This is a genomic window from Micromonospora sp. DT47, from assembly GCF_049844475.1.
Lineage (GTDB): Bacteria > Actinomycetota > Actinomycetes > Mycobacteriales > Micromonosporaceae > Micromonospora.
This window is the reverse complement of the sequence record NZ_JBNCLC010000003.1, coordinates 240,528-258,017: the sequence shown is the minus strand read 5'-3', so window position 1 is coordinate 258,017 and position 17,490 is coordinate 240,528. Positions and strand designations below refer to the sequence as shown.

Below are 17,490 nucleotides of genomic sequence, written 5' to 3'. Positions count from 1 at the left end.
CTCCCTGCCGACCCTCGGCGAGTTGATCAAGAAGTTTGCGCCCTCGGAAGGCCCGATCCGGGACGCAAACTTCTTGATCAACCAGGATCGTCGGCCGGGTCGGGCCGGGACGGGTCAGGGGTGGAGGCGGTTGAGGGTGGCGATGTCGGCGGCGTGACCCTCGTGCTTCTCGGTCGGGGTCTCCACCACCACCGGGACGCCGGCGGTGGCGGGATGGGCCATCAACTCGGCGAACGCCGGCTCGCCGATGCTGCCCTTGCCGATGTTCTCGTGCCGGTCCCGGGTGGAACCGCACAGGTCCTTCGAGTCGTTCGCGTGCACCAGCCGCAACCGGTCCGCCCCGACCGTGGCCACCAGGGTGTCCAGCGTCGCCGTCATGCCGCCCTCCGCGGCCAGGTCGTGCCCGGCCGCCCAGGCGTGGCAGGTGTCGAAGCAGACGCCCAGCCCCGGGTGCCGGTCCACCGCGTCGAGGTACGGGCCGAGGTGCTCGACCCGGGAGGCCAGTGACCGGCCCCCGCCCGCGCTCGGCTCCACCAGCAGCATCGGCCCGCCGGCCGCCAGCGTCTCGTCCAGCAGCGGCAGCAGCGCCTCGCGTACCTGTCGCAGGGCCGCCTCGGCGTGCCCGGCGTCGACCGCGCTGCCGGCGTGGAAGACCACGCCGCGGGCCCCGATCGCCCGGCCCCGGCGCAGCGCGTGCGCGAGGGTCTGCGCGGACCGCTCGACCGTCGCCGCGGTGGGGGAGCCGAGGTTCACCAGCAGCGACGCGTGGATGAAGACCGGCACGTCCCGCGCGGCGCAGCCGTCCCGGAAGAGGCCGTCCTGCGTCGGGTCGCCGGCGGGCAGCGCCCAGCCCCGGGAGTTGGAGACGTAGACCTGCACCACCCGGGAGCCGGCCGCGTCCAGGTACGGCAGTGCCGCCTTCGCCAAACCACCCGAGGTGGGGGTGTGCGAGCCGACCGGTCGGAGGTTCGCCGCCATGGTCACAGGCACCCGATGGTCACCGGCGTGCCCGGGGGCACCGGCGCGTTCTCGCCCGGGTTCTGGAAGCGGACGATGCCGTTCGGGTTGAACTGCACGGTCACCGGGAAGCCGAGGCCCTGCAGCTGCTGCTGGGCCTGCGGGCAGGGCAGGTCGACCACCCGGGGGACCACCACCGGGGCCGGACCCTTGCTGACATCGAGCTTGACCTGGGCGCCCTTCTCGACCCCGGTGCCGTCGGCCGGGCTCTGCCCGAGGATCTCGTCCTTCGGCTTGTCCGAGTCCTTGTACGTCTCCACCGGCACCAGCTCGAGCTGCGCCAGCGTCGCCCGCGCCTCGTTGACGTTCTTGCCGACCAGGTTCGGCACCGAGATCGGCGCCCGGCCCTTGCTCAGGATGACGGTGATCCGCGCGCCCGGCTTCACCTCGGCGCCCGCCTTCGGGTTGGTCGCCACCACCACCCCGGCCGGCAGGTTGTCGTCGTAGCGGGCGGCGCCCTTGGCCACCGTCAGCTTCGCGCCCGTCAGCTCCGCCTCGGCCAGCTCGAACTCCTTGCCCACCATGTCCGGCAGCGGGAACCGCTCGGGGCCCAGCGACAGGGTGAGCGTGATGGTGCCGCCCTTGAGGATCTTCGCCGCCGAGCTCGGGTCCTGCGCGACGACGCCGTCCCGGGGGACCTTCTCGTCGTACCGGGGCGGGGCGTAGGCGAGGGTGAAACCGGCGCGGTCCGCCTGCGTCTGCGCCTCGGCCTTGCTCAGGTTCACCAGCTGCGGCGCGACCGTGTAGCGGCCCACCCCGACCCACCAGCCGCCCATCGCGGCGAGCAGGCCGAGCACCACCACCGCGGCGGCCACCGAGAGCCGACCCCGGGGGTTGCCCATCACCCGGTGGCGCAGCTCGGCCAGCCGGGCCCCCGGGTCGCCGCCCTGGGCGGCCCGGCGCCGGTGCGGTCGCTGCGGCTGCCCCTCGGGGAGCCGGGCCCACGCCGGCCGCTCGGCCGGCCGGACCGCCGCCACCACCATGGTCGGCTGGGACACCGCCGAGGCGTCGTCGGTGACCCGGCCCAGCACCGAGGTGTGCGTGTTCGGGTTGCCCAGGTCGTCCCGGGTCACCTGCACCTCGGCCAGCAGGGCACCGGCGTCGGCCGGCCGGGCGCCCGGATCACGCCGGGTGGCCCGCTGGACCAGGTCGTCGAGGGCCCGGGGCAGGCCGGGCACCAGGGTCGACGGGGCCGGTACGTCGCGATCGACGTGCTGCCAGGCCACGTCCACCGGCCGGTCGCCGTCGTACGGGACCCGGCCGGTGAGCATCTCGAACAGCACGATGCCGGCCGAGTAGACGTCCGTTCGCGGGTCCGCGTGCCCGTCGGTGACCAGCTCGGGCGCCACGTACGCCACGGTGGCCATCAGCTGGTTGCCGTCGGCCTCGTCGGCGCTGGCCTCGACGGCGCGGGCCAGCCCGAAGTCGGCCACCTTCACCACGCTGTCGACCAGGTTGGCCGCGCCGCCGGTGGGCGCCTCGGCGACCAGCACGTTCTCCGGCTTGACGTCCCGGTGGACCAGCCCGGCCCGGTGGGCGGCGCCGATCGCGGCGAGCATCTGCTCCATGATCGCGAGCGCCTCGTCCGGGTTGAGCCGGCGCCGCTCGGCCAGCACGTCGCGCAGGGTGCGACCCCGGACGTACTCCATCACCAGGTAGGGCAGCCCGCCGTGGGTGCCCTGGTCGTAGACCGCCACCACGTTCGGGTGGGTCAACCGGGCGATGGTTTTGGCCTCGTCGGTGAACCGGTCCACGAAGCCGGCCAGCCGGGTCCGCGTCTCGGGCACCTGGGTCGGGTGAATGATCTTGACCGCCACGGTGCGCTCCAGGCGCTCGTCGGTGGCGGTGTACACGGTCGCCATGCCGCCACGGGCGACGCGACCGCGAATGCGGTAGCGCCCGTCGAGCAGCGAGCCCAGCAACGTGTCGGCGACCTGTGTGTCCATCGGCAGGCAGTCTATGTGTCCGGAGGGTGAAGGATGAACAGGATGCTACAGGCGGGGTCGAATCCGGGTGGCCCCGCCGCGCTCGCGCAGGCCACCCGGGGTCCGGTGCGCCCGGGCCGGGGCGACATGGCAGGGTGGTCGGGTGACCGATTCCGTACCCGCCGACCAGGCGCCCGGCGCCGACCTCGCCGGCCCGACCGACCCGGCCGACTGGCTGACCCTGCCCGACGTGGCCGAGCGGCTTGACCTGTCGATCAGCAAGATCCACCAGATGATCCGGGACCGCGAGCTGATCGCCGTCCGCCGCGACGGCGTACGGCGCATCCCTGCCGACCTGGTGGCCAACAAGACGGCGCTCAAGCACCTGCCCGGCGTGCTGAACCTGCTGGCCGACGCCGGCTACGACGACGAGGCCGCCCTGCGCTGGCTCTACCAGCCCGACGACACCCTGACCGGCGGCACCGCGGCGGTCACCCTCGGCGGCGACCATGCCCGCGAGGTCAAGCGCCGCGCCCAGGCCCTCGGCTTCTGACCCACTCCACCCACCCACCCCATCCACCCGGAGGGGGCCAGTTTCACGGAAAGAGTGACCATTCTCGGCCGGATGGCCACTCTTTCCGTAAAAGTGCGTGGTCGGTTGGTCGGGGTGGTCAGTCGGCGCGGCGAGTGGCGGCGATCGCCAGGTCGACCAGCGCCTGGCGGGCCTCGGTGTCGAGGTCGACGGTGGTCAGCGCGGCCAGGGCGGTGTCGGTGAGGGTGACGATCCGCTGCTCGGTACGGGCCAGCGCGCCGCTGCCGCTGATCAGCTCCCGCAGCCGGGCCACCCCGGCCTCGTCCAGCTCCGGATCGCCCAGCCGGCCGAGCAGCAGCTCCCGGCCGGCGTCGTCGGTCGCCTCGACGGCCGCCGCCACCAGATAGGTGCGCTTGCCCTCGCGCAGGTCGTCGCCGGCCGGCTTGCCGGTCTGCGCCGGATCGCCGAAGACCCCCAGCACGTCGTCGCGGAGCTGGAACGCCTCGCCCAGCGGCAGCCCGTACGCCGAGTACGCCGTCCGGACGTCCGCCGGCGCGTCGGCCAGCGCGGCGCCGAGCAGCAACGGCCGCTCGACGGTGTACTTCGCCGACTTGTAGCGGGCCACCTTGCTGGCCCGCTCCACCGAGGTGTCCCCGGTGACCTGGGTCAGCACGTCGAGGTACTGCCCGACGGTGACCTCGGTGCGCATCTCGTCGAAGACCGGCCGGGCCCGGGCCACCGTCCGCGGATCCAGCCCGGCGGAGTGCAGCAGCTCGTCCGACCAGACCAGGCACAGGTCGCCGAGGAGGATCGCGGCGGCATCGCCGAACCCGTCCGGGTCACCGCCCCAGCCGGCGGCCCGGTGCCGGGCGGCGAACCGCCGGTGCACGGCCGGCTCGCCGCGCCGGGTGTCCGAGCGGTCCATCAGGTCGTCGTGGATCAGGGCGCTGGCCTGCACGAACTCCAGGGCCGCCAGGGCGGTCACCACCTGGTCGGCGTCCACCCCGCCGGCGCCCCGGAACCCCCAGTACGCGAAGGCCGGGCGCAGCCGCTTGCCGCCGCCGAGCACGAACGCCTCGATCGCCTCGGCGACCGGCGCCAGGGCGTCGTCGACGCCGGCCATCCAGGTGCGCTGGTTGGCCAGGAACTCGGCCAGGGCCTTGTCCACCCGCTGGCGCAGGCCGGCACGGTCGACGGGGGAGACGGGAGCAGCGTCGGTCACGCCACGACGCTAGCCGGTCCCCGCTGGTCGCGCCCCACCACCGGGTCGGCGCGTCGCGCCCGGCCGGGTGGTCGCCGCCCCGGGTGCCCCGCCCGAGGCGGGCCGGGCCGCCCGCGGCGGGGTGGCGGCCGGGGGCAGGAACGGGCGGGCGTCGGCGCGCAGCGCGGCGTAGCGGCGTACCGCCGGCTCGGTGCGGTGCGCGGCCAGCCGCCGCTCCAGCTCGGCCAGCGGGGTCGCGGCCCGCGCCGACCCGGCACGGACCGCGTCCAGCAGCGCGTCCCCGGCCACCGCGCAGGCCTGCTCCACCTCGCCGAGCTGGAGCAGCCCCCGGGCCAGCCAGCCGCCGTAGATCGCCGCGCTGCGGGGCCGGCCGCGGTGCCCGACGGCCCGTAGCAGCGGCACGGCCGACCCGGGGCGGCCGAGCGCGACCAGGGTGCGGCCGGTCATCGCGGCCAGCTCGGCCTCGTCGAGCCAGTAGAGCCAGGGCGGCTCGGCGCCCGGCGCCACGGCGGTGCGCCGGGCCGCGTCGAGGGCCTGCCGGGCGGCCCCCGCCCGGCCGCCGAGTGCGGCCGCCAACGCCACCCGGTGCAGCAGCAGCGCCCGCAGGCCCGGGCTGGCCGACCGCCGGGCGCCGGCGTACCCGGCGCGGGCCAGCAGCAGTGCGCCGGCCGGGTCGCCGGCGCCGGCCAGCAGGTGGCTGGCCGACCCGAGCACGTGCCCGGCGAACGCCGGGTCGCCGGCCGCAGCGGCGGCGCGCAGCCCCAGCCGGTAGGCGTCCAGCCCGCCGGCGAGGTCACCGGCGTCCGCGCTCAGCCAGCCGGCGAGCTGGGCCGTCTCGGCCAGCACCGGCAGCAGCCGCCGGCGGCCGGTCGGGCCCGCCCCGGACAGCGCCCGGACCGCCCGCCGCAGCCGGTGCGCCCCGGTCGGGGCCAGGTCGGCCCCGCCGGCGAGGTCGTCGAGCCGGCGCAGCCGGGCCAGCGCGTCGGCGTCGGGCAGGCCGGCCGCGACCCACCCGCCGGCCGGCGGAGCGTCCGCCGCCGGCCTCGACCGGTCCACCGCCGCCGGCGCGACGAGCAGCGGGGCGGACGGATCCGCCGACCAGCGCTGCGCCAGGGCCAGCAGGGCGGCCCGGGACCGGGACCCGGCGGGCCCGACCGGCGCGTCGGGCCGGCGGCTGCGCGCCGCGGCGTCGGCCAGCAGCGCGGCCGGCACGCCGAGGACGGGGGCGAGCCGGCCCAGCCAGCGGTCGCCCGGCAGTCGCGCCTGGCGCTCCCAGCGGGAGATCTCGTGCCGGGTCAGGGTCGGCACGCCGGCGGCGGCGCAGAGCTCGGCGGCGAGCCGCTGCTGGCTCCAGCCACGGGCCAGCCGCAGCTGGGCGATCAGCGGCCCGAGCAGGCGGGGGTCGGGCGGGGTCATCGGTCCTCCGGTCGGGCGTCGGCGCGGCGCCGGCCGTCCGGCAGGACGGGACGGCGCGCCGCTGGGCGGTGCTGACCCCCGCGCGTGCCCCCGGGCGCCGGCCCACGACCGGCGCCACCCGCGCTGGGTCCTGTCTACCCCGGGGGTACGACGACCCGCCGGACCCGCCGTGCGGCGATCCGGTGACGATCCTCGATCGCCGGATGGGAAGACCATGGGTACGACGGGCGTCGCCCGCTAGAGTCGGGGGGTGGCGCTCGGTCTTCCCTCCATCCTCCCCAATCCGCAGCCGGCGATCGGGGAGCTCATCCGTGACCGCCAGCCGACCTTCTCGTTCGAGTTCTTCCCGCCCAAGACCCGGGAGGGCGAGCGGCTGCTCTGGCAGGCGATCCGGGAGCTGGAGCCGCTGCAGCCCTCGTTCGTCTCCATCACCTACGGCGCCGGCGGGTCCACCCGGGACACCACCGTCGCGGTGACCGAGCGGATCGCGACCGAGACCACGCTCCTGCCGATGGCGCACCTGACCGCGGTCAACCACTCCGTCGCCGAGCTGCGCAACGTGATCGGCCGGCTGGCCGGCGTCGGGGTGCGCAACGTGCTGGCGGTGCGGGGCGACCCGCCGGGCGACCCTGGCGGCGAGTGGATCCGCCACCCGGAGGGCGTGCTCTACGCCGAGGACCTGGTCCGCGTGGTCCGGGAAGCCGGTGACTTCAGCGTCGGGGTGGCCGCCTTCCCCTACAAGCACCCGCGCTCACCCGACGTCGACAGCGACACCGCGCACTTCGTCCGCAAGTGCCGGGCCGGCGCCCAGTTCGCGATCACCCAGATGTTCTTCGACGCAGACGACTACCTGCGGCTGCGCGACCGGGTGGCGGCCGCCGGCTGCGACACCCCGATCCTGGCCGGCGTGATGCCGGTCACCCAGATCGGCACCATCGAGCGGTCCGTGCAGCTCTCCGGCGCGCCGTTCCCGCGCGCGCTGGCCGAGCGCTTCGAACGGGTCGCCGACGACCCGGAGGCGGTCCGCCGGCTCGGCATCGAGCAGGCCAGCGAGATGTGCGCGAGGCTGCTCGACGAGGGGGTCCCGGGGATCCACTTCATCACCCTCAACCGGTCCACCGCGACCCGCGAGGTGTGGCGCAGCCTGCGGGCCGACGCACGCGTGTGAACACCCCGACCCCGACACCCGAACCAGGCCGCGACGGTTGATCCACGGTGGGCACCCAGCTGAAGTGGGACGACTACGCGACCGCGTGGGCGCGGCTGCACGGCGGCTTCGACCCGCGGGCCGCGGCGCCGGTGGTCCGCGCCTGGCTGCGCTCCGCCTACCACGTCGGGTACGTCCTCGGTCGGCTCCGGGTCGCCCCGACCGCGGTCACCGTGGCCGGGGTGCTGCTCTGCTTCTGCGTACCGCTGTTCGCCGTCCGGTCGGAGACCGGGCCGATCGTCGGGGCGCTCTTCGTGCTGCTCGCCTCGGTGGCCGACAGCGTCGACGGCGCGGTGGCGGTGACCACCAACCGGACCACCCGGCTCGGCTACGTCTACGACTCGGTCGCCGACCGGCTCGGCGAGATCGCCTGGCTGGTCGCCTTCTGGCTGGTCGGCGCGCCGGGGGCGCTGGTGGTCGCCGGGGGCGCGCTGTCCTGGCTGCACGAGTTCGTCCGGGCCCGCGCGGTGGCCGCCGGGATGCGGGAGATCGGCGCGGTGACCGTGGGGGAGCGGCCCACCCGGGTCTGCGTGGCCCTGGTCGGGCTGCTGCTGGCCGGGCTGACCGGGCTGATCGACCCGGACCTGGCGGCCGGCACCGTCACCATGGCCACCGCCGTCTGGGTGCTGCTGGCCGGTTTCGGCCTCGGCCAGCTCCTGTCGACCGTGCGCCGCGCCCTGATCGACGCCGGCTGACGCCCACGGCCGCGCCCTCCCCGTGGCCGGCATGATCGACACCGGATCGCCGAAATGGCACGGTTCCCGGGCGGGCGGACACCGCCACATCTCCGGAATGGAGTGGATCAGAGGCCGGAGATCACCAGGCGGGGCCGATCTCGTCGGCGACGATCTGCGCCGACATGGTCACCATCGGCAGGCCGCCGCCGGGGTGGCTGGAGCCGCCGACCAGCCACAGCCCGTGGGCCGGGCCCCGGTTGGCCGGGCGGAGCAGCCCACCCGCGGTGCCGTAGATCGCCCCGCCCGGGGCGCCGGTCGCGGCATCCAGGTCGGCCGGGGTACGGACCTCCCGGAACACCAGCCGGTCCCGCACGTCCACTCCCCGCTCGGCGAGCACGTCGAGGATCCGGTCGGCGTACGCCTCGGCCAGCCCCGGCCGGCGCCAGTCCACGGCGCCGGTGGCGGTGCCGTGCCGGGCGGCGTTGACCAGCACGAACCACGCCTCGTGCCCGGCCGGGCGGATCATCGGGTCGTCGGCGACGGTGACGAAGACGGTCGGGTCGACCGCCGGGCGGGCCCGTACCCCGCGCCCCGGGTCGCCGAAGACCGCGTCGAACTCGGCGTCGTGGTCGCGCGGGAAGAAGACGTTGTGGTGGGCCAGCCCGGTGTCGCCGCGTACCCCGAGCAGCAGCACGAAGCCGGCCAGGCTGCGGTCGGTCAGCCCGGCCAGCCGGCGCGGGCTGGGCAGCAGGTCCCGGTAGAGGGTGAGCGCGTCCACGTTGGCCACCACCGCGTCGGCCGGTTCGGGGGCGGCCACGCCGGCGAGGCGTACCCCGTGCACCCGGCCGCCCGCGGCGTCGATCCGGGTGACCGTGGTGTCGGTCCGCACCACCACGCCGAGGTCCAGGCAGCGCCACAGCAGCGCGTCGGCCAGGGTGCCCAGCCCGCCGCGCAGGTACCAGCCGCCGAAGGCCAGCTCCGCGTAGGGGACGGCGACCAGTGCGGCCGGGGCCCGGCGCGGGTCGGCGCCGGTGTAGGTGGCGTACCGGTCGAGCAGCATCCGCAGCCGCGGGTCGGACAGGTGGCTGCGGCCCAGCCCGCGCAGGGTCCGGCCGGGTCCGATCGCGGCCAGGTCGCCCAGTCGCCAGGCCAGCGCGGCCAGGTCGCGGGGCGAGTCGACGGCGCGGCGCAGGATGTCCCGGTGCGAGGCCGCCCAGACCCGGGCGGCCCGGCGCCACAGCCGCTGCCAGTCGGCGGCGGACCGGTCGCCGAGGGCGGCGCCGATCCGGGCGGTGAACTCGTCCGGGTCGGCGCAGGAGTCCAGGGTCGGGCCGTCCAGGAAGACGTGCCGCACGATCGGGTCCAGCGGCACCAGGTCGAGGTACTCGTCGAGCTTGGCCCCGGTCGCCTCGAACAGGTCGTGGAAGACCTCGGGCAGGGTGAGCAGGCTCGGCCCGGTGTCGAAGTGGAACGACCCGTCCGGGGTGTCGTGGGTGTACCGGCCGAGCTTGCCGCCGACGGTCTCCGCCCGCTCGAAGACGGTGACCTGGTGTCCGGTGACGGCCAGCCGGGCGGCGGTGGCCAGCCCGCCCACGCCGGCGCCGATGACCACGATGCGCGCCATGCCGCGCCCCTCCTAGCTGACCGGGCGACCACGCCAGGACAGGCGGCGCCGCTTCCGCAGATGGTACGACCGCAGGGTCAGCCAACCGAGGACCACGACCGACACGGGGTGCACCAGCGCGTCGGGCCACGCCCGGCCGCCGGTCGCCCGGGCGCTGAGCACCCGCCCGGCGACCCCGAGCAGGTAGCCGACCCCGGCGAGCGCGGCCAGCGCCGGCGCGCCCGCCGCCAGCGCCGCGCCGGCGACCAGCGGGGGCACGGTGTAGAGCAGGAGCAGCAGGGTCACCACGGTCGCCGCCGCGCTCGGGTGGCCGAAGGAGGCCCAGAGCGACTTGGTGTAGCCGTCGCGCAGCTGCGGCCAGTCGTCGTACATCCGGCAGGCGGCCAGCCGGGAGCCGTCGGCCAGCGCGATTCCGCCGCCGGACCGCTTGACCGCCCGGGCCAGCTCGATGTCCTCCAGCACCTTGTCCGCCACCGCGGCGTGCCCGCCGGCCCGGTCGTACCCGGCCCGGTCCACCACCAGGAACTGCCCGCCCGCCGCGGCCAGCGACGGTCGCGGCGAGCGCTCCATCGCGCGCAGCGGCAGGAAGGTCAGCCACAACCACTGCAGCAGCGGCTGGACCAGCCGGTCGGCCGCCGTCCGCACCAGGATCCGGGGGTACGGGGAGAGCAGCGTCGCTCCGGCGGCGCGCAGCTCGGTCACCGCCGCCGCGACCGCGTACGGGGTGAGCACCACGTCGGCGTCGACGAAGGCCAGCGCGGTGGCCGCCGGATCGGCGCGGGTGGCGAGCTGGTGGCAGGCGTGCGGCTTGCCCAGCCAGCCCGGCGGCGGGGCGACCCCGGTGAGCAGGGTGACCCGGGGATCGTCCCCGGTGACCGCGCGGACCACGTCGGCGGTACCGTCGGTCGAGCCGTCGTCGAGCACCACGATCCGCAACCCGGGTACGCCACGCTGGGCGAGCAGCGACCGTAGGCACGGGGTGACCCGCGCGGCCTCGTCGCGCAGCGGCAGCAGCACCGCCACCGGCTCGGCGACCTCGACCGGGCCCTCGGCGGGGCGGCGCAGCCAGCGGCCCGCGTTGACCCAGGTGTGCGCGGTCAGCGCGGCGACCGCGACGACCAGGGCGAGGACCGCTGTCATGCCGTCGCGTCGACGCCGGTGCGCCGGGACCGGCCAGGCTCCCGCCGCTCGGCACCGCGCCAATGGGCCCGTACGAGCGTCACCGCCAGCGGCACCGCCGCCACCGACATGCCCGCCGCGCCCCAGACCGCCGAGGCCGGCAGGTCGAGGAAGACCGCGTGCGCCAGCACGCTGGAGAAGTACGTCCAGAGGTAGAGCGCGAACATCGGGTCGTCCCGCGCGTCGACCCGGGCGACGGCCGGCCCGGCCAGCGGCCGCAGCGCGCTCATCAGCAGCACCGCGAAGAGCAGCCAGCCCAGGTAGTTGCTGACCGGGATGCCGGGCAGCCCGGGCAGGGCCGGGTCGGCGTCCCGCCAGACCCAGTACCCCTCGGCCACCATCTGCGGGTCGAGGAAGAGGTCCCAGGCGGCCAGCCCGACGGCGGCCAGCGCGATCCGGCCCGGCACGGACCCGGTGAGCCGGACCGCGGTCAGCCAGGCCGGCCAGGCCATCCAGGTCCAGGCGAGCGGGATGATCAGCGGCACCCCGGCCAGCTTCGGGCCCAGCTCGCCGGAGTAGTCGTAGCTGCCGAACGGGAAGCCGGTGGCGACCCCGAGCGCCTCGATGGCGAAGCCGCCGCCGGTGGCCACCGCGACCAGCGCCGCCGCCGTACGCGGACCGCGGTTGAGCAGCGCGTGGCCCACCGCGAGCAGGTAGCCCAGCACGACCGTGGCGACGGTCAGCCGGGCCCGGGTCCCGCCGGTGGTGAGGGGATAGTAGATCTGGGCGAGGACGAGGACGGCCAGCACCGCCCAGGAGAACCGCTGCCGGATCACCGCACGGCCGGACCGGGTTCGGCGGGCGCCGCCCCCGGGCCGGGCGGGGCCAGCGGCAGGTCCCGGCCGAGCACGCCGAAGGGGCGCTCGTCGCCGGGGAAGTGGAAGTGCCGCAGCAGGTCGACGAAGCCGAACCGGCGGTACAGCCGCCAGGCCCGGGAGGTCCGCTCGTCGGCTTCCGGGGTGGAGAGCAGGGTGGTCGTCCCCTCGGCGAGGCTGAGCAGGGCGTGCAGCTGGCGGGCGCCGAGGCCGTGCCCCTGCGCGGGCGGCCGGACGTGCAGCTCGACCACCTCGAAGCAGTCGGTCAGCCAGCGCCGGCGGGCCTCCGGGGCCAGCGCCCGGTGCACCTGGTCGTGCCACCACTGCCCGGCGGCGCCCAGGTAGCCGTACCCGAAGCCGGCCAGGTGGCCCTCGGTGGTGAGGCTGGCGACGGCGCGGAACCCGGGGCGGCGCACGTGGTTGGCGATGTAGCCGCGCCGGGCCATCAGCAGGTCGGTGCGGTAACCCATCGCCTCCCCGTAGACGGCGACCACGTCGTCCAGCCGCCGGACCAGATCGTCCGGCGTCCAGCGCACCAACCTCATGCGTGTCCCTTCACCGTTCCCGGGTCGCCGTCGGCGACCCACCCGAGCACCGTCCGGTCGCCGACCACGCCGCGCACCTCGAACCGCGCGAAGAGCTCCTCCGCGTACCACCCCTCAGTGGGGGTGCGGGTGATCGCGGCGCGGTGCTCCGGGTGACGGTACGCGAACGCCACCAGGTCCGTCGGGTCCCGCCACACGCTGACCGTGCCCTGCCAGCCCAGCGGGGCCTCGCCGACGCCGAACCGGGCGAGCAGCCCGGGCGCGGCGTGCAGCGCGGCGGCCACCGGCGGGATCGCCCTCCAGAAGGTGGCCGCCCGGCGGGGGCGCAGCCGGGCCCGGGTCAGTGCCAGCACGGGCCCGTCGACCCGGCCGCCCGGCGGGTCGCCGAACGGGCGCCGCCCCGACCACTCGCCGCGGCTGGACACCGGGCGCAGGTCGACCCGGGCGCGCGAGCGGGCGATCCGAGCCCAGGCCCGGCCCACCGGGGAGTCGTCGAAGCCGTCGGCCGCGGCCGGGGAGTCCCAGACGGTCAGCGCCGCCCACCGGGTCAGGTCGGCGTCGCCCGGCCCGAAGCCGGTACCGGTCCCGGTGCCGAGCAGCTTGCCGAACCGTGCGCCGGGGGTGGCGCGCAGCCGGCGCGGGTCGAGCGCCATCCGGGTCAGCGCCCGGGGCAGCGCGGCCTGGGAGATCCGCCACACGTGCAGGGTGACCAGCTCGGGGACGGTGTCGCGGGTCGCCTCGGGGTGCGCGCTCACGCCACCTCGGCCGGGGTGCCGGCGGTGATCCGCAGCAGGTCGGCGTACGTGGTGGGGAAGACCGCCTGCGGCACCCCACCGGCCGCCCAGATCTCGTCGTACCCCCCTAGCGCGGTGTCGACCAGGGTGCGCAGCGGGCGCGGGTGGCCCAGCGGGGCGACCCCGCCGATCACCTGGCCGGTGTGCTCCCGGACGAACTCCGGGGTGGCCCGGCGCAGCCGGGTGACCCCGATGCCGGCGGCCAGCCCGGCGGTGTCCACCCGGTGCGCGCCGGAGGTCAGCACCAGCAGCGGTGCGCCGTCGGCCTCGAAGACCAGCGAGTTGGCGATCGCGCCGACCTCGACGCCGAGCGCCTCGGCGGCCGCGGCCGCGGTGTGGACCGCCTCGGGCAGCAGACGGACCCGGCTGGGCCCGCCGGAGCCGTCCCGGGCGTCCGCCGCGTCGAGCGCGTCCTGCACCGCCTGCACGTTCGGGTGTGGCTGCATATCGGTCATTCTCCCGGTGCGTCCCGGCCGGCCGCAGCCGGCCACGCCGTGTCCCGCCGGTCCGGCGTCCGGGTCTTCCCCGGTCCGCGGGGCCGCGGTCAGGGTCGGCTATTCGGCGCGGGTCTGAGCCGCCGGTCGGGTTCCGGGCCAGTTCGGGGTGGCCCGGACCCGACCGGCGGCGTCCACCAGCAGGGCCGCGTACCCGTCCAGGGCGGTCAACCAGTCCAGGGCCCCGACACCTGGATGAGCATCAGATCGGCGCTGAGCAGGCCGGTGAGCCGGCCGGCGGAGGTGAGGCCGGAGGCCAGCCCGCCCAGCAGTTCCTGCACTCCCCGGTCGGCGGTCCAGAGCGCGGTGACGACCAGCAGGCTGAGCACCGCCGCGCCGCCGGCGACGTCGGCCCACCAGCCGGGCGCGGTGGACAGTGGCCGGTACGTGGTGCGTCGGTCGAGGACGGTGGCGCTCATCCGACGGTCGTTTCGGCAGGTCGGTCTGTCATGGGTTCCACCCTGCGGGGACGACCTACCTGCCGGCTCTGCCGTTGCTGTGCGCGCCCTGAGAATCGCCCCGCCGGCGTCGTCCGGCACGCCGTACGCCGCACGTTGCGTTTTCGTCGGTGGCAGGGTGTACTGTCAGGGCAGTTAGAACGAGTGTTCGATTGAGTCGTACGCCCGTTCCAACGCACCCGGGAGAGGCGTTTCGCGGCGCCGGATCCCGGGCGGTGCGGTTTCGCGGACCGCACCCGGGTTCCGGGCAGTCGCGAGCCCGGTCCCATCAGGCAGGATCGTCGTCCGCCGCCCACGACCCCCGGGCGGCGGGCGACGAACCCGCCGGTTCGCCGGCCGGGTGTGGTGTGGGGAAGCGTCCACACCCGGCCGGCCCCCACACCGGTGCGTCTTCCTCCGCACCACCCGCCCCGGGCGCTCCGCCGACGGATCCGATCCGTCGCGCGTCGCGCCCGCCCCGGCCACGTGGAGGAGACAGTCATGCCGACCAACCCGGCCCAGGCACCGACGGTGCCGGCGCACGTGCTGCCCCACCGCACCCCGGCCCAACTCCTCGCGGTGGCCCGGCACGGGCTCGCCGAGGCCGCCCAGACCCGCCCCGACGGCCTGCGCTACGCGGCCGCCCACCTGGCGGCACTGCGCGCGGCCGCCGCCCTGCTCGCCGCCCGCGCCCGCCCCGCGCCCTCCCGACGCAACCGGATCACCAGCGTCTGGGTCCTGCTCTCCACCGTCGCCCCCGAGCTCGACGAGTGGTCCCGCTACTTCGCCGCCGGGGCCGGCAAGCGCGCCGCCGCCGAGGCGGGCATACCCCGGGTGGTGACCGCTCGGGAGGCCGACGACCTGCTCCGGGCCGCCGAGCAGTTCGTGGCGGTGGTGGAGGTCGCGCTCGGGCTGGCACACCAACCCGCCCTCGACGGCCTCGCCGCCTGACCCGGCCCCGCCCGGGTCCCTCGCCGGGCGCCGCCCGGCCTCTTCATCCGCTCCAGCAGCGACACCTGATCCAGCAGCAACACGACGGGGGGTAGGTCCCATGGCGGGCCGCATGGTGGTCGGTTCCGCCGCACTGGCCGGTCTGGTGCGCCCGGCGAGCGCGCCGGACCCGGCGGGCGGTCACCGGGTGCTCCCGGTGGCGCCCGAGCTGACCGGCCTGCTACCCAACCGGGGCCTGCGCCGGGGCAGCACGATCGCGGTCTCCGCCGGCCAGCCCCGGTGCAGCGGGGGGACCTCCCTGGTCCTGGCGCTGCTCGCCGAGGCGTCCCGGGCCGGTTCGTGGTGCGCGGTGGTCGGGGTGCCGACCTTCGGGGCCGGCGCGGCCGCCGAGGTCGGCATCGCGCTGGACCGACTGGCCCTGGTACCGAACCCGGGTCCGGAGTGGCCCACCGTCGTCGCCGCGTTGATCGACGGGGTCGACGTGGTGGTGACCGCCGTGCCGCACGCCGTCTCCGCCTCGGTCGCCGACCGGCTGGCCGCCCGCGCCCGGCAGCGCGGCTGCGTGCTCGTCCCGTACGGCCGGTGGGACGGCGCGGACGTCACGCTCCGGGTGGTCCGGGGCGTCTGGGAGGGGCTCGGGCCGGGCCGCGGCCGGCTGCGCCGCCGCGAGGTGACCGTCTCGGCGCGCGGGCGCGGCGCGGCCGCCCGCCCCAAGGAGATCAAGGTCTGGCTGCCCGGCGACGGGCTCACCCGGGTCATTCCCCGCGCCGCCGCCGCTGCGGCCGGGTCCACCCCCGGCCGGCTCCGCCCGGTGTCGCCGGCCACCCCGCCCGCCCCCGCCGCGTCCCGGCGGGGCCCGCTCACCGTGGTCGGGTCGGCGTGACCGACGCGCCGGTGCGCACCCTGCTGCTCTGGTGCCCGGACTGGCCGGTCATCGCCGCCGAGATCGTCGACGGGGTGCCCGCCACCGGCCCGGTCGCCGTGCTGCACGCCAACCGGGTGGTGGCCTGCTCCGAACGGGCCCGCGCCGACGGGGTGCGCCGGGGCCTGCGCCGGCGGGAGGCGCAGGGGCGCTGCCCGCAGCTGACCGTCGTCGACCACGACCCGGGGCGGGACGCCCGCGCCTTCGAACCGGTGGTCGCCGCCGTCGAGGAGGTGGCCGCCGGGGTCGAGGTGGTACGCCCCGGCGCCTGCGCGCTCGCCGCCCGTGGCCCCAGCCGATACCTCGGCGGCGAGGAGGCGGCCGCCGAGCGGATCGTCGAGCAGGTGGCCCAGGCCTGCGCGGTGGAGAGCCAGGTGGGGATCGCCGACGGGGTCTTCGCCGCCGGGCTCGCCGCGCGCGACGGCCGGGTCGTACCGCCCGGCGGGACGCCGGAGTTCCTCGCCGGGCTGCCGGTCGAGGCGCTCGGCCGCCCGGCCCTGACCGACCTGCTGCGCCGGCTCGGGGTGCGTACCCTCGGCGACTTCGCCGCGCTGCCCGCCGGCGACGTGCTGGCCCGGTTCGGGTTCGACGGGGCGCTCGCCCACCGGCTCGCCGCCGGGCGGGACCACCGGCCGCTGGCGGTCCGGCAACCCCCGGTCGACCTGGCGGTGACCGCCGACCACGACGAGCCGCTCGACCGGGTCGACGCGGCGGCCTTCGCCGCCCGCGCGCTGGCCGAGCAGCTGCACGACCGGCTGGCCGCGCACGGGCTGGCCTGCACCCGGCTCGGCATCGAGGCGGTCACCGCGCACGGGCAGGAGCTGCACCGGGTCTGGCGGCACGACGGGCTGCTCACCGCCGCGGCCATCGCCGACCGGGTCCGCTGGCAGCTCGACGGGTGGCTCTCCGGCAGCACCGGGCGGGCCGGTGCCCGTCCGGCCCGCCCGACCGCCGGGATCGTCCGGCTGCGGCTGGTCCCCGACGGGGTGCTCGCCCGCTCGGGGCTGCAACCCGGCCTGTGGGGGGAGATCGGCGAGGAGCGGGAGCGGGCGCACCGGGCGTTGAGCCGGGTGCAGGGCATCCTCGGTCCGGAGGCGGTGGTCACCGCCGTGCTCGGCGGCGGCCGGTCCCCGGCCGACCAGACGCACCTGGTGCCGTGGGGCGACGAGCGGCTGCCCGCCCGTCCCGGCCCGCCACCGCTGCCGGGCGAGCCGGCCGCCGGTGGTGCCGCTGCCGGCACCCCGCCCTGGCCGGGCCGGCTGCCGCCGCCCGCGCCGGCCGTGGTGCTGCCCAGCCCGCTCGCCGCGACCGTGCACGACACCGCCGGCGAGCCCGTCGTGGTCAACGCGCGCCTGGCGGTGAGCGCCGCGCCGGCCCGGCTGACCGTCGGTACGGCCCGACCGGTCGAGATTGTCGGCTGGGCCGGCCCGTGGCCGGTGGACGAGCGGTGGTGGGCCCCCGCCGAGGCCCGGCGCCGGGCACGGTTCCAGGTCTGCCTGGCCGACGGCGCCGCCCTGCTGCTGGCCGTGGAGGCCGGTCATTGGCTGGTGGAGGCGATCTATGACTGAGCGCCCGCCCGCGCGCCCTTCCGCCCGGCACGGACGCGGGCGGTGGGCCGGCCCCGATGAGCTTCGCCGGGCGGCTCACGTCCCCGCCCGGCCGGTCCGTTGCGCGCCGGTCCGTTGCGCGTCGGGGCGATGTTTCCTCACGAGCGACATGACGGTGAGTCATAT

The 17,490-nt window shown here is 76.8% G+C and carries 17 protein-coding genes; 6 read left to right on the top strand and 11 right to left on the bottom strand.

Annotated elements, in window-relative coordinates:
• Positions 1–114 precede the first annotated feature (114 nt).
• Together ACLQ2U_RS06240 and pknB are read right to left on the bottom strand one after the other, a co-directional pair.
• Entirely contained in the window at positions 115–978 is an 864-nt protein-coding gene (locus ACLQ2U_RS06240) for a deoxyribonuclease IV (RefSeq protein WP_425749567.1), read from the bottom strand.
• 2 nt (positions 979–980) lie between these two features.
• Positions 981–2,963 carry a Stk1 family PASTA domain-containing Ser/Thr kinase gene (gene pknB, locus ACLQ2U_RS06235; protein WP_425749566.1) on the bottom strand — a complete coding sequence of 661 codons (1,983 nt, stop codon included), beginning with the start codon at positions 2,961–2,963 and terminating at the stop codon, positions 981–983.
• Between the two features lie 142 nt (positions 2,964–3,105).
• Between pknB and ACLQ2U_RS06230 the strand changes: the two genes are divergently transcribed.
• Complete coding sequence (locus tag ACLQ2U_RS06230; protein ID WP_425749565.1) at positions 3,106–3,495, top strand: Rv2175c family DNA-binding protein; 390 nt, start codon at positions 3,106–3,108, stop codon at positions 3,493–3,495.
• Between the two features lie 118 nt (positions 3,496–3,613).
• Here the strand turns inward: ACLQ2U_RS06230 and ACLQ2U_RS06225 are convergent, their stop codons facing one another.
• Positions 3,614–4,696, bottom strand: coding sequence for a polyprenyl synthetase family protein (locus ACLQ2U_RS06225; protein ID WP_425749564.1), 1,083 nt, complete (start codon positions 4,694–4,696; stop codon positions 3,614–3,616).
• Between the two features lie 9 nt (positions 4,697–4,705).
• Positions 4,706–6,112: a helix-turn-helix domain-containing protein gene (locus tag ACLQ2U_RS06220; RefSeq protein WP_425749563.1), complete on the bottom strand. Its 1,407-nt coding sequence runs from the start codon at positions 6,110–6,112 to the stop codon at positions 4,706–4,708.
• 250 nt (positions 6,113–6,362) lie between these two features.
• Here ACLQ2U_RS06220 and metF point away from each other — a divergent pair, with 250 nt between their 5' ends.
• Together metF and ACLQ2U_RS06210 are read left to right on the top strand one after the other, a co-directional pair.
• Complete coding sequence (metF, locus tag ACLQ2U_RS06215; protein ID WP_425749562.1) at positions 6,363–7,280, top strand: methylenetetrahydrofolate reductase [NAD(P)H]; 918 nt, start codon at positions 6,363–6,365, stop codon at positions 7,278–7,280.
• Positions 7,281–7,327: 47 nt separating this feature from the next.
• The gene (locus ACLQ2U_RS06210) at positions 7,328–8,014 is read left to right on the top strand and encodes a CDP-alcohol phosphatidyltransferase family protein (RefSeq protein WP_425749561.1); all 687 of its coding nucleotides are present in this window, start codon (positions 7,328–7,330) and stop codon (positions 8,012–8,014) included.
• Positions 8,015–8,135: 121 nt separating this feature from the next.
• On the opposite strand, the gene ACLQ2U_RS06205 is transcribed toward ACLQ2U_RS06210, so the two are convergent.
• The 7 genes from ACLQ2U_RS06205 to ACLQ2U_RS06175 form a co-directional block, all read right to left on the bottom strand.
• Positions 8,136–9,620 carry a phytoene desaturase family protein gene (locus ACLQ2U_RS06205; protein ID WP_425749560.1) on the bottom strand — a complete coding sequence of 495 codons (1,485 nt, stop codon included), beginning with the start codon at positions 9,618–9,620 and terminating at the stop codon, positions 8,136–8,138.
• A gap of 12 nt (positions 9,621–9,632) precedes the next feature.
• Positions 9,633–10,760: a glycosyltransferase gene (locus ACLQ2U_RS06200; protein WP_425749559.1), complete on the bottom strand. Its 1,128-nt coding sequence runs from the start codon at positions 10,758–10,760 to the stop codon at positions 9,633–9,635.
• Complete coding sequence (locus tag ACLQ2U_RS06195) at positions 10,757–11,575, bottom strand: carotenoid biosynthesis protein (protein WP_425749558.1); 819 nt, start codon at positions 11,573–11,575, stop codon at positions 10,757–10,759. The genes ACLQ2U_RS06200 and ACLQ2U_RS06195 overlap by 4 nt, the downstream gene beginning before the upstream one ends.
• The gene (locus ACLQ2U_RS06190) at positions 11,572–12,159 is read right to left on the bottom strand and encodes a GNAT family N-acetyltransferase (protein WP_425749557.1); all 588 of its coding nucleotides are present in this window, start codon (positions 12,157–12,159) and stop codon (positions 11,572–11,574) included. The genes ACLQ2U_RS06195 and ACLQ2U_RS06190 overlap by 4 nt, the downstream gene beginning before the upstream one ends.
• Positions 12,156–12,914 (bottom strand): monooxygenase, encoded by a 759-nt coding sequence (locus ACLQ2U_RS06185; protein ID WP_425749556.1) that lies wholly within the window; start codon positions 12,912–12,914, stop codon positions 12,156–12,158. The genes ACLQ2U_RS06190 and ACLQ2U_RS06185 overlap by 4 nt, the downstream gene beginning before the upstream one ends.
• Positions 12,911–13,399 carry a YbaK/EbsC family protein gene (locus ACLQ2U_RS06180; RefSeq protein WP_425749555.1) on the bottom strand — a complete coding sequence of 163 codons (489 nt, stop codon included), beginning with the start codon at positions 13,397–13,399 and terminating at the stop codon, positions 12,911–12,913. Before ACLQ2U_RS06180 ends, ACLQ2U_RS06185 begins: the two co-directional genes overlap by 4 nt.
• A 215-nt stretch (positions 13,400–13,614) precedes the next feature.
• Entirely contained in the window at positions 13,615–13,866 is a 252-nt protein-coding gene (locus ACLQ2U_RS06175) for a hypothetical protein (RefSeq protein ID WP_425749554.1), read from the bottom strand.
• Positions 13,867–14,385: 519 nt separating this feature from the next.
• On the opposite strand from ACLQ2U_RS06175, the gene ACLQ2U_RS06170 reads away from it, so the two are divergent.
• The 3 genes from ACLQ2U_RS06170 (at position 14,386) to ACLQ2U_RS06160 (ending at position 17,325) form a co-directional block, all read left to right on the top strand.
• The gene (locus tag ACLQ2U_RS06170; RefSeq protein WP_425749553.1) at positions 14,386–14,835 is read left to right on the top strand and encodes an SAV_6107 family HEPN domain-containing protein; all 450 of its coding nucleotides are present in this window, start codon (positions 14,386–14,388) and stop codon (positions 14,833–14,835) included.
• Between the two features lie 100 nt (positions 14,836–14,935).
• Entirely contained in the window at positions 14,936–15,718 is a 783-nt protein-coding gene (locus tag ACLQ2U_RS06165) for a hypothetical protein (RefSeq protein ID WP_425749552.1), read from the top strand.
• Positions 15,715–17,325, top strand: a complete 1,611-nt coding sequence (locus ACLQ2U_RS06160) for a DNA polymerase Y family protein (protein WP_425749551.1) — start codon at positions 15,715–15,717, stop codon at positions 17,323–17,325. Before ACLQ2U_RS06165 ends, ACLQ2U_RS06160 begins: the two co-directional genes overlap by 4 nt.
• Positions 17,326–17,490 lie beyond the last annotated feature (165 nt).